The organism is Herbaspirillum sp. BH-1 (assembly GCF_002870055.1).
In the GTDB taxonomy this organism is placed as follows: domain Bacteria; phylum Pseudomonadota; class Gammaproteobacteria; order Burkholderiales; family Burkholderiaceae_D; genus Herbaspirillum; species Herbaspirillum frisingense.
Genome location: NZ_PKOI01000001.1, coordinates 57,603 through 70,063 on the forward strand (window position 1 = coordinate 57,603; position 12,461 = coordinate 70,063).

Below are 12,461 nucleotides of genomic sequence, written 5' to 3' on the forward strand. Positions count from 1 at the left end.
CTTCACTGTTCGCGAAATAAATACAATACATTCAATTAATTATTTTTGTCATATATAAATGCAACAATGAAGTTTCCACCATGAAATGCCTCGGTGATCAGGACGACCATCACCGAACACGATCCTCCTCCGACCAAGTCCCTGTGCTTGCCCGCTGTGACCTGTGTGCAGCTTGATTTCAACGTAAGTCAAGCTGGACAGCTAGCATCGCTCATTGCGATTTATCTTTTAAAATCAATGGCTTGGTGATTCATCAACAAAATACCAACAAAATTGTTGAAAATTTTTGTAAAGCTAGAAAATTGTGTCGCGGAAAGTTATGATCCTGCCTGCTATTTCACTTTGGTGGCATTTACATTCCGATTCGATTCAATTAACAGCTCGTTGGCGCCCATGCACATACTGCAGGTACGAAACAAGACATCCCATCGCAAGCTGACCTCCTTCACAGGTGGTTCCCTTTTCGCTGTTTCCCTGCTGCTGACCGGTTGCGGCTCGGTGGGCATGAAGCCGTTCTCGCAAGACGAACTGGCCATCCAGACGGCCGCCGACCGGGCTGCCGCGCAGGAGGGCGTCGCCCCGATTGCCGGTCCATTGACCATGGATGAAGCCGTCGCCCGGGCCTTGAAGTACAACCTCGATCGTCGCGTCAAGATGATGGAAGAGGCCGTGGCGCTGGATCAGCTGGATGCCGCGAGCTGGGACATGCTGCCGCGCATGATGGCGCAGGCCGGCTACAGCAAGCGCAACAAGGATCTGATCACCCGCAGCGTCGACTCGGTCACGGGTCAACCTTCGCTGGCCAATCCCTATATCTCCTCCGAGCGTTCGCACGAGACCTACGACCTCGGGCTGACCTGGAACCTGCTTGATTTCGGCTTGAGCTATATCACGGCCAAGCAGCAGGCCGATCGCGTGCTGATTGCCGCAGAGCGTCGCCGCAAGGCCATGCACACCCTGGTGCAGGACGTGCGCACGGCCTTCTGGCGCACTGCCAGCGCACAGAAGCTGCATGATCAGGTCAAGCAGGTCATCACCGTCGCCGAAGACGCCTTGACCGATGCCCGCAAGGCCGAGACGGAGCGTGTACGTTCGCCTCTCGATGCCTTGCGCTATCAGCGTCAGTTGCTGGAAAACCTGCGCCTGCTGGAAAGCATCGAGCAGGAACTGGCCTCCGGCCGCATCGAACTCGCGCAACTGATCAATGCACCGCTGGGACAGCCATTCCAGGTGCAGGAACCCGATGACAAGGCTGATACCGTCCTGCTGGACATGCCGGTCCAGCGCATGGAAGAACTGGCGCTGACCCATAATGCCGACATCCGCGAACAGCACTATGCCAGCCGCATTGCGGTGGAAGAGACCAAGCGCACCATGCTGCGTCTTTTCCCCAACCTGTCGTTCAACTACACCCTCCGGCATGACAGCGATCGCTACCTGATCAACAACAGCTGGAACGACACCGGTCTGGCGCTCTCCTACAACGTATTCAACCTGCTCTCTGCGCCTTCGCAGAAGAGATTGGCCGAGGCAGGCGTCAAGCTGGCCGACCAGCGCCGGATTGCGACCCAGATGACGGTGCTCACCCAAGTGCATCTGTCGCGCCTGCAATACCAGACCGCCTATCACCAGTTCCAGCGTGCCGACCAGATCTGGCAGGCCGATTCCAAGATCGCGGACCACATGAAGAACCGTCAGCTGGCTGAAACGCAAAGCAAGCTGGAACAGGTTTCCAACAGCACCGTGGCCATTCTCAGCTTGCTGCGCCGCTATCAGTCGCTGTCGCAATTGCAGAACGTCAGCGGCCGCCTGCAGGCCACGATGGGGCTGGAGCCGGAGATCGGCAGCGTGAGCGAATTGTCGCTGGAAACGCTGACCCGCCAGGTGAATGCCTCGATGCAGGGATGGACGCAGGAAATGCAGCAGGAAGTGAACCAGAAAGTGAAACCGGAGGTGAAGCAGGCCACGCCCACACCCTCCGCAGCCCTTTCTGTTCCGGTAGCCACCGACACTGACGGGGCATCGCCGGCTTCCTTGCCTCCGGTGGCCGCCCTCTCCACGCAGCAATAGGGCAGGCATGCGCTCCCTCCGCCTTCAGACCAGGGTGCCGTTGATGATCTTGGCGCTCGCTACGAGCCATATGGTCGTCGCCCAGGGCGTGGCCCCCACGGCGCCGGCGCGCACAGCGGTGGAAAAGCAGGACATTCGTGCCCAGCTGTCGCCGCGCCGCTATACCACCATCGCTGCCGAAATCGGCGCCAAGATCAGCCGCATCGACGTGCCCGAGGGCGGCCGCTTCCGGGCCGGCCAGACCCTCGTCGCCTTCGACTGCTCCTTGCAGCAGGCGCAACTGCAAAAAGCCAAGGCCTCGCTGGGTGCCGCCGAACGAACCTTCGCTGCCAACAAGCGTCTGGCCGAATTGAACTCGGTCGGCAAGCTTGAGCTGGAAGTCTCGGAAGCCGAAGCCAGCAAGGCCCGTGCCGAAGTGTCGTTGATGAACATCTCTCTCGACAAATGCCGCATTGCCGCGCCCTTTGGGGGGCGTGTCGCCGAGCAGCGGGTGCGCGAGCAGCAATACGTGCAGCCGGGGCAGGCCTTGCTGGAGATTCTCGACGATTCGGCCCTGGAACTGGATTTCATCGTGCCCAGCAAATGGTTGGTCTGGCTGAAACCCGATCAACGTTTCCAGGTGGCCATTGACGAAACCGGCAAGACCTACCCGGCCAAGGTGCAGCGCATCGGCGCGCGCGTAGACCCGGTCAGCCAGTCGATCAAGCTTTCCGCTGTCATTGACGGCAAATTCAGCGAGCTGGTGGCCGGCATGAGCGGCAGGGTGTTGATGGCGCCACCTGGTGGATCGTAGACCGGGGGAAATGCCCGCCTGCGTTGCGCCCCGGATATTCCGTCGGCAGGCGCGGAGATCCGGTGGTCAGTCCTTTTCCATGACCGCTTGAGCAGACGCCTATCTTTTCATACATGAAGGCCGCAGAGCCGGTAGCACTTCAGGGGGTACATCATGAACGACATCCATTTTCCCTTTCGCTTGATGCACCAACTGCGGGCTTCGGACATCGCGCCATCGGCGCCATCACGACCGACCCTGCGCCGCGCTTCGCGCCTGCTGTCGCTGGAGCAGCGCTTCATGTTCGACGGCGCTGCCGTGGCCACGGCGGCTGATGCCGCCCATGCCCAGCCCGACCCCCATGCTGCCGCGATGGTGGCCGAAGCTGCCGCTTCCGTGCATCAGGTGCGGGAAGTCGACCCGGCTCGCAACGATGGCAAAAAGGAAGTCGCCTTCGTCGATACGTCGGTAGACAACTACAAGATGCTGGAAGCCGGCATCCGCGCCGGTGTCGAGATCGTCGAGATCGATGGCAGCCGCAGCGGGCTGGCGCAGATCGCTGCGTGGGCAGCCTCGCATGAGGGCTACGACGCGGTGCACATCCTTTCCCACGGCGCGGCCGGCAAGGTCTATCTCGGGTCCGACACGCTCTCGGCCGCCACCCTCGGTGACACCAGCGTACAGGCCGAACTCGCGCAGCTCGGTCACGCACTCAAGGCCGGTGGTGACTTGTTGATCTACGGTTGCGACGTGGCGGCCAGCGACAGTGGGCAACACCTGATCGCCGGGCTGGCTGCGGCCACCGGCGCCGATGTCGCCGCCTCGGACGATCCGACCGGCACGCAGTCGATGGGCGGCGACTGGGTGCTGGAAAAGAATGTGGGCGCCATCGAAACCAGGATCGCCGTCACCGACGAGGTCGTCCTCAACTATCACTCGGTGCTGGCCAATGCCACCCTGACCTTCGAGAGCGGAACCGGATTCTTTTCCAACGTGGGCTCGACGGCCATGTCCTTTACGGAAGCCAGCACAGGGGTGACCTTCACCTTTACCGCCCAGACGGCAGGCGGCGGCGCGGACCACGTGCAGCTGGGCAGCAATTACGGCGCCTCATACCATGGTGCCGAGGATGTCTATTTCGGCGTGGATGACATTGATGCCTCGGCCACCATGACCATTCAGAACGGCAAGGCATTTACGCTCAATTCGCTCTACCTGAGCAACCAGGGATCCAATGATGACCGTTTCGTCATCACCACGAACAAGGGTGGTTCCTACGTCAGCAATCTTCTTCCTTCGGGTGTCAATTCCTTTCAGGTCATCTTGCCCGGCACGGACGACTTCAAGGGCATCACCTGGTTCAAGATCACGCCGCAATCGGGTGCCTCCTATATGGAGATCGACGATATCGCCTTGACCAATATCGTCGATCTGCCGACGGTGACCGATGCCAGGATTTCCATTTCCTCCACGGGCTCCGGCCCAGGTGGCGTCTACAGGATCGGCGATACCGTCACCGCACAATGGAACAACACCGCCAGCGGCGACAACAACACCGGCATCGTCGGCGTGAAGATGGATTTCAGCCAGTTTGGCGGCGGCAACGCGGTCACGGCCACTGAAACCAGCCCCGGCAGCGGAATCTGGACCGCCAGCTATGTCATCACTGCCGGCTCCATCGAAGCTACCGGCATCAACGTCTCGGTGACGGCCGACAATGGCGCCACCACGACCACCAGCGATACGACCAACGCCACGGTAGACAATCAGCGGCCCACCACCACCATCGGCGGTCTGGCCTTGAATCCGGACACCGGTTCAAGCAGCACCGACTTCGTCACCAATACCGCCGCCCAGACCATTACCGGCACATTGAGCGCAGGCCTGACCGGTGGCGAGCAGGTGTATGGGTCGCTCGACAACGGCAGCACCTGGGTCGATATCACCAGCAAGGTCTCCGGTACGACGCTGACCTGGAACGGCGTGACGCTAATGGGCAGCAACACCCTCAAGCTCAGGGTGACGGACGCCGCCGGCAACGATGGTACGGTGACCAGCCAGGGCTACACGCTGGACACCACCGCACCGGCCGCACCCTCGGCACCGGACATGACCAGCGGCACCGACACGGGGGCCTCCAGCACCGACAACATCACCAAAAACACGACGCCGGTCTTCACCGGCACGGCCGAAAGCGGTGCCACGGTCACGCTCTACGATAGCGACGGCACCACCGTGCTCGGCACGACAACGGCCACCGGTGGCGTCTGGTCGATCACCGCATCGGCGCTCGCCGCTGGCAGCCATAGCCTGACAGCCAAGGCCACGGACGCTGCCGGCAATACCTCGGCGGCATCGTCCCCGCTGGTGGTCACCATCGACACCACCGCACCGACCGGCCTGGGCTTGAGCTCCAGCACCATCTCCAGCCTGAGCGCGGGCAGCGGCTCGGCCATTGCGACCCTCTCGTCCACCGATGCACTGGCGGTGACCTACAGTCTGGTCGCAGGCAACGGCACCAATGATGCCAACAACGGCAGTTTCAGCATTTCCGGCAATACCTTGCAGGTGGGCGGCGCCTCGCTGAGCGCGGGAACCTACAAGCTTTACGTCGCTGCCACCGATGCCGCCGGCAATGTGGCCAACCAGGCTTTCACCCTCACGGTGGTGGATGCCCCCAGCATAAGTTCCATCGTGCGTAGTGGCGGCGCCTCGTCCACCGTGGGCAATGCAGCCGCCTCCATCAGCTACACCGTCACCTTCAGTGAAGCCGTCACCGGCGTGGATGCCGGTGATTTCACCTTGAGCGCGAGCGGCACGGCAGGCGGGAGCATTGCCAGTGTCACGGGCAGCGGCACGACCTATACCGTCATGGTCAATGCGCTGACCGGTGACGGCACATTGCGCCTGGACCTCAACGGCAGCGGGACCGGTATCCGTAATGGTGGCAGTGTCGACATCGTCGGCGGCTACACCAGCGGCGCCAGCTACACGCTGGACCATACAGCGCCGGCTGCGCCCTCCACGCCGGACATGACCGCCGCCACCGACACCGGCATCTCCAGCACCGACAACATCACCCGGAATACCACGCCGGTCTTCACCGGCACGGCCGAAAGCGGTACCACGGTCACGCTCTACGATACCGATGGCACCACCGTGCTGGGCACGACCACGGCCACCGGAGGCAGCTGGTCCATCACCAGTTCCGCCCTGAGCGCAGGCGCACACACGATCACGGCCAGGGCCACCGATGCCGCCGGGAACACCAGTGCCGCGTCTTCCGGCCTGAACGTCGTCATCGACACGACCGCGCCTACCCTTTCCATCAGCAGCAATGTCGCCAGCCTGAAGGCGGGCGACACCGCGACCATCACGTTCACCTTCAGCGAGGACCCTGGCGCCACCTTTACCTGGAGCGGATCCTCCGGCGACGTCGTGGTCAGTGGTGGCACCCTGAGCGCTATCTCCGGTTCCGGCCTGACGCGCACTGCAATCTTCACCCCGACCGCCGGCGTGAATTCCGGCACGGCAAGCATTTCGGTGACTGGCGGCAGTTATACCGATGCCGCGGGCAACAGCGGTGGCGGCGGCCTGAGTCCATCGCTGACGTTCGATACCCTGGCACCGGCAGCGCCGTCCACGCCCGACATGAGCGCCGGCACCGATAGCGGCAGTTCCAGTACCGACAACATCACCAGCAATACCGCGCCCGTGTTCACCGGAACTGCGGAGAGTGGCTCCACCGTCACGCTGTACGACACCGACGGCACGACCGTACTGGGGACGGCCATCGCTACCGGGGGGAACTGGTCGATCACCAGTGCGGCCCTCAGCGAAGGCGCACATACGATCACTGCCAGAGCCACTGATGCGGCGGGAAACAGCAGCACCGTTTCGTCCGGCCTGAGCGTCACCATCGATACGAGCGCACCGATCCAGACGGTTGCCACTGTGGGCCTGTCTTCCGATACCGGATCTTCGGCCAGTGACTTCGTCACCCGGACCGCTGCCCAGACCATCTCCGGCACCTTGAGCGCCAACCTGGGGAGTGACGAGATCGTTCAGATATCGCTCGACAATGGCGCAACCTGGCAAGTCGCCACCGCGTCCGCAGGTAGCAATACGTGGTCGTACAACACCACGCTGAGCGGTAGCGATACGCTCAAGGTGCGGGTCGTCGATGCGGCCGGCAATATCGGTGCCGTGCATTCGCAGGCGTATGTGCTCGATACGACAGCGCCCGATGTCAATTCGGTTTCCGTCCCCGCCAACGGCTTCTACTACACCAACCAGAACCTGGACTTCACCGTCCACTTCTCCGAAGCGGTGACCATCGATACCACCGGTGGCACGCCACGCATCGCCCTGGTCATCGGGGCCACCACCGTCTACGCGACCTATCAGTCCGGTTCGGGAACCAGCGATCTGGTATTCCGCTACGTCATTGCCGATGGCGATCAGGATTTCAATGGCATCACCGTTGGCGCCTTGAACACCAGCGGCGGCAGCATGAGGGATGCCGCGGGCAACGACGCGACTCTGACCATGAACAGTGTCGGCAGCACTGCCTCGGTGAATGTCGACGGCACGGTGCCGCGCATCGTCGACGTCAGCGCCAGTACGGTCGATGGCGGCTACAAGGCAGGCGACACCGTCAGCGTCACCGTGACATTCAACCACGCCGTCACCGTGGATACGACGGGCGGTACGCCCAGCCTTGCGCTCAACAGCGGAGGCAGCGCCAGCTACACCAGCGGGTCAGGCGGCACGACCCTGGTCTTCACCTACATCGTCGGCGCAGGCCAGAATACCGTCGACCTCGATTACAGCAGCACCGCGGCGCTGGCCCTCAATGGCGGCACCATCAAGTCCGGCAGCGGCGGGCATCCGGACGCCCTGATCACGCTGCTCGCGCCGGGCGCAAGTGGTTCGCTCGGCGCCAACAAGGCCATTGTCATCGACACCACGCCGCCGGCGGCACCCACCGTCGAATCCGTCAGTACCAGCAGCCAGGCGCCGGTACTGAGTGGCGACGCCACGCTGGAAGCCGGCGGGAGCTTGACCATTACCGTCGGTGGTGCCACCTACCATGTCATCCCCAGCGGCGGTCACTGGAGTCTCGATCTGGCATCGGCCAGTCCGGCCAGCGGCAGCCTCGGGCAGCTTGTCCTGGGTCAGACCTATAACGTCACGGCGACGGTGACCGATGCGGTCGGCAACATCAACAGTGCCAGCGGCGTCCTGGCGCTGGCGGCGCCGGAGTCGCCAGCGTCGCCGCAGTCCCCTACGCCGGGCAACCCGGCCGTCCAGGTACCCCCTCCGCGGCCGGTTCTCACCTCCGTCAATCCGGCGCCCCCGGTGAGCGGCGCGGCCGCTGTCGCGAGCGTATCTACCGGCGAAGCCTCGCCACTTGCACCTGTCATCACCCCCTTTGCGCCTCCCGCCCTGGAGTCCACTCTGTGGAACGCCTCAATGTCGAACGGGACGGGTCTGATTTCGGCCTCCTTGTTCTCGCTGGCGCGCAGTACCGCTGCCTTCGATGGACAGGGCAATGGCGATCGCTTCAGCCAGACCAGCCTGACGCAGGGCAGCGGCTTCCATGTCGTCGTGCTGCCGGCATCCGCGAATGCGGACGGCCTGGTGCTGAACCGCGGCATTGGCGACCAGGCCCTGCAAGCGTCGGGACACACCGAATTCAGCATTCCCCCCGATGCGTTTGCGCATACCGACCCGAATGCAGCGATCCAGCTCTCTGCACGTCAGCCTGACGGCCGGCCCTTGCCGAACTGGGTGCGTTTCGACGCCAGGAACGGCAAGTTCATCATCGATGCGCCTGGCGGCATGAACGGCGACATCGCAGTCAAGGTCACCGCACGAGACGCCCGTGGCCAGGAAGTCACGACGATCTTCCGTATCCGCGTGAGCGACCGGCTGGCGCAATCGCATCCGCACACCGAGCATCAGGGACGCACAGGCTTGAGCGAGCAACTCCACCTGGCGGCACAGCAGCGTAGCCAGGCCAGTGCACTTGGGCCATTGGCTCAACTGGCCAACGCATTGCAATGGCCGAATTCCTGAACGCCAACGCGCAAGCGCAGACCCAGCATCCCCTGCTCCTGTTGCTGGAGCTGTCGCGTCGCGCGCGCGCCGCCCGTAGCGCGGAAGAACTTGCCTTCCTGGTGGTCAATGACAGCCATGCGCTGTTTGCTTATCGCCAGGGCGCATTGTGGTTCAACGACTGCGGCCTTGAAGCCTTGTCCGGGGTAGTCGAGCCCGAAACCAACGCGCCCTATGCCCAATGGCTGGACCAGGCCTGCCGCCATCTGCGTGCCACGCATCCCCGGCCCACAGCGGTCGGTGCGCATGATCTGCCCGGGCTGCTGGCGGGCGAATGGAGCGAGTGGTTGCCACCTTTTGGCCTCTGGCTGCCTTTTGCCCGGCGCGGTGAAGAGGACGACAGCGGCGGCGTGTTGCTGGCAGCGGATCGTTCCTGGTCTGAAGACGCCATTGCGCTGATGAAGGAGTGGATCGACACCTGGCACTTCGCCTGGGCAAAGCAGGCCAGACCGGCCGCCTGGTCATGGCGGCGTCTGCGTCACGCAGTGGCCGGCCTGCTGACATCGCAGCCTGGCAGGCCGTGGTGGAAGCAGCGCCGCGTCATCTTCACCGTGCTGGCCGCGGCCGTCCTGCTCTGCCCGGTGCGGCTTTCGGTATTGGCGCCGGGCGAACTGGTGCCGGCCAATCCGGCGGTCATCCGGGCACCGGTCGATGGCGTCGTTGCGCAATTCCAGGTCCAGCCGAATCAGACGGTCACGACAGGACAAGCCTTGTTCAGTTTCGATGAGGCACCGATTGCTGCGCGTCTGGAAGTCGCCGATCAGGCCCTTGCCACGGCACAGGCCGAGTATCGCCAGTATGCCCAGCAAGCCTTGTCCGACCCGCGTTCCAAGACGCAGCTGACGGTCTTGAGCGGCAAGATCGAAGAGAAACGCGCCGAAGCGCAGTATGCGCGCGAGCAGTTCAACCGTTCGCGCGTCACCGCGCCGCAAGCCGGAATTGCGCTGTTCGATGACCCCAGCGAATGGATAGGCAAACCGGTGCAGACGGGTGAACGCATCATGCGCATCGCCGCCCCGGATGACGTCGAAATCGAAGCCTGGCTGCCGATCGGAGATGCCATCCCTCTGCCGGAGCAGGCCAGGCTCAGCCTCTATCTGGCCTCCGCACCCCTTTCCGCTCTGTCCGCGCAAGTGCGTTATGTGGCGCACGATGCCGTCCCGCGTCCCGATGGCAGCTATGCCTACCGTGTCCGCGCGCGACTCGACGGCCAGGCCGATGAGCGTGTCGGCCTGAAGGGGACCGCCAAGCTCTCCGGCGGCTGGGTGCCGCTGGTGTACTGGATGCTGCGCCGCCCCTTGGCGACCATCCGCCAGCATCTCGGCCTATGAAGAAAGTCTTGCCGTCCTTGCGTGAGGAACTGGCGCTGCTGCCCGGGCCGGTCCTGTCGGACGGCCAGCCCAGCCACACGCTGCACGACCCGGTGCGTAACCAGTTTTTCCAGATCGACTGGCCAAGCTTCGAAGTATTGAGCCGCTGGCACCTCGGTGACCCGGCTGCCATCGCCGCCGCGGTCAGTGTTGAAACCACCTTGCAGTTGCAGAGTGCGGATGTCGAAGAGGTCGTGGTCTTCCTGCGCGACAACCAGCTGCTGCGTCCGCAGCCTGGCGCCGCTGCCGACTTTGCGGCCCGCCTGCAGCAGCGTCGGGGTGGCCGGGCGCAATGGCTGTTGCACAACTACCTGTTCTTTCGCGTCCCGCTGGTCAGGCCGGACGCCTGGCTGGGCCGCTGGGCGCCGCGTCTGGGCTTCTTTTTTTCCAGACAGTTTCTTTACCTGACCCTGGCTGCCCTGGGATGGGGATTGATCGAGGTCTATCGCCAATGGGAGCAGTTCACGGCCACCCTGGTGGACACCCTGTCATTGTCGGGCCTGGCCAGTTATGGCGTCACGCTCATCGCCGTCAAGGTGCTGCATGAGCTGGGACATGCCTTGACCGCCAAGCGCCTCGGCTGCAAGGTGCCGACCATGGGCGTGGCCTTTCTGGTGCTGTGGCCGGTCGCCTACACCGATACCAATGAAGTCTGGAAACTGACCGAACGCCGCCAGCGGCTGGCCGTCGTCGGCGCCGGTGTGCTGACCGAACTCATCGTTGCCGCCTGGGCTACCGCCGCCTGGGCAGTCTTGCCGGAAGGCACGCCCAAGTCGCTGGCCTTCCTGCTGGCCACGACGACATGGATCGCTACCGTGGCGATCAATGCCAGCCCCTTCATGCGCTTCGATGGCTATTTCCTCTTGTCCGATTGGCTGGAGATGCCCAACCTGCATTCCCGCGCCTTTGCGCTGGCACGCTGGGACATGCGCGAGCGCTTGTTTGCCCTGGGGGCGCCAGCACCGGAACATTTCCCGCCTGCCCGCCGCATCGGTCTGATCCTGTTTGCCTACGGCACCTGGATCTACCGGCTGACGGTGTTTCTTGGCATCGCGGCACTGGTCTACGCCTTCTTCATCAAGGCCGTCGGCATTCTGTTGTTTGCGATCGAAATGATCTGGTTCGTACTGTTGCCGTTCTATCGCGAGCTGCAGGTCTGGGGGCGCATGTGGCCCGTGATAAGGCGCCAGCCCCGTGCCCGGCGCAGTGGCGCAATCGCCCTGGTATTGCTGTTGTTGCTGGTGATTCCCTGGCCCACGCATCTTGGCACCAGTGCATTGCTGCGGCCCGCCGAGCAATTTGTCGTCTATGCCCCGCCGCATGCCCAGGTCGTTTCCCTGCTGGTGGCGGAAGGGCAGCGTGTGGAAGCGGGCGCAGTCTTGTTGAAACTCGCCTCGCCCGATCTCACCGGCCGCATGCAGAGTGCCATGGCCCGCCTCGAACGCCTGCGCTGGCAAACCACTGCGGCCCCGTTCGACAGCGAACAGCGGGCGCAATGGCAAGTCGCGCAGGAGCAGCTCAGCGCTGCCGAAGCCGAAGTCGCTGCCATCCACGCCGACGCCATCCGTTATGAACCGGTCGCGCCATTTGCTGGCGTCTTGCGCGATGTGGCGCCGGATCTGCAGCCGGGCGCCTGGCTCAGCAAGCAGGAGCCACTGGCTCGTCTGATTGCCGATCATGAGGTGATGGTGGTCGCTTACCTCAGTGAAGACGAAGTCAATCTGGTGTCAGTCGGTGATGGCGCGAAATTCTATGCCGACACACCGGAAGGCCCCGTCATCCCGCTTGAGGTCGCCGCCATCGACCGCGACGCCAGCCGCACCTTGCCCGAGCCGGAACTGGCGAACCTGTTTGGCGGCGGTATCGTGGCGCGGGAGAAGAATGGACAGTTCTATCCGGAACGTCCGCTCTATCGCGTCACGCTCAAGGCCCTGTCGACCAGGGGTTCGGTTGCGCAGCATACCTGGCGCGGCACAGCCGTCATTTCCGGAAAATGGACCGTGCCAGGCTGGCGCTATCTGCGCGGCGCATTGGCGGTCATGCGGCGGGAGGCGGGGTTCTGATCTGGCGCGCTACCTCAGTGACTCAGTGGACGACAAGTCCGCTCGTCGATGAAATGAACGGGGGAG

5 protein-coding genes are annotated in these 12,461 nt (G+C 63.3%); all 5 read left to right on the top strand.

Annotated elements, in window-relative coordinates:
• Positions 1 to 393: 393 nt before the first annotated feature.
• The 5 genes from HBH1_RS00390 (at position 394) to HBH1_RS00410 (ending at position 12,395) form a co-directional block, all read left to right on the top strand.
• Positions 394 to 2,070 carry a TolC family protein gene (locus tag HBH1_RS00390; RefSeq protein ID WP_102661153.1) on the top strand — a complete coding sequence of 559 codons (1,677 nt, stop codon included), beginning with the start codon at positions 394 to 396 and terminating at the stop codon, positions 2,068 to 2,070.
• Positions 2,071 to 2,140: 70 nt separating this feature from the next.
• Positions 2,141 to 2,863, top strand: coding sequence for an efflux RND transporter periplasmic adaptor subunit (locus HBH1_RS00395; protein ID WP_233207475.1), 723 nt, complete (start codon positions 2,141 to 2,143; stop codon positions 2,861 to 2,863).
• Between the two features lie 153 nt (positions 2,864 to 3,016).
• Positions 3,017 to 8,923, top strand: coding sequence for an Ig-like domain-containing protein (locus HBH1_RS00400; protein WP_102661155.1), 5,907 nt, complete (start codon positions 3,017 to 3,019; stop codon positions 8,921 to 8,923).
• A complete protein-coding gene (locus tag HBH1_RS00405) occupies positions 8,908 to 10,293 on the top strand; it encodes an efflux RND transporter periplasmic adaptor subunit (protein ID WP_102661156.1) in 1,386 nt (461 codons plus the stop codon). The genes HBH1_RS00400 and HBH1_RS00405 overlap by 16 nt, the downstream gene beginning before the upstream one ends.
• The gene (locus tag HBH1_RS00410) at positions 10,290 to 12,395 is read left to right on the top strand and encodes a site-2 protease family protein (protein ID WP_102661157.1); all 2,106 of its coding nucleotides are present in this window, start codon (positions 10,290 to 10,292) and stop codon (positions 12,393 to 12,395) included. Before HBH1_RS00405 ends, HBH1_RS00410 begins: the two co-directional genes overlap by 4 nt.
• Positions 12,396 to 12,461: the final 66 nt, after the last annotated feature.

Excerpts from the sequence above, each read along its gene's own strand:
- HBH1_RS00390 (WP_102661153.1), top strand. The coding sequence starts at position 394 with ATGCACATACTGCAGGTACGAAACAAGACATCCCATCGCAAGCTGACC.
- HBH1_RS00395 (WP_233207475.1), top strand. The coding sequence starts at position 2,141 with ATGGTCGTCGCCCAGGGCGTGGCCCCCACGGCGCCGGCGCGCACAGCG.
- HBH1_RS00400 (WP_102661155.1), top strand. The coding sequence starts at position 3,017 with ATGAACGACATCCATTTTCCCTTTCGCTTGATGCACCAACTGCGGGCT.
- HBH1_RS00405 (WP_102661156.1), top strand. The coding sequence starts at position 8,908 with ATGGCCGAATTCCTGAACGCCAACGCGCAAGCGCAGACCCAGCATCCC.
- HBH1_RS00410 (WP_102661157.1), top strand. The coding sequence starts at position 10,290 with ATGAAGAAAGTCTTGCCGTCCTTGCGTGAGGAACTGGCGCTGCTGCCC.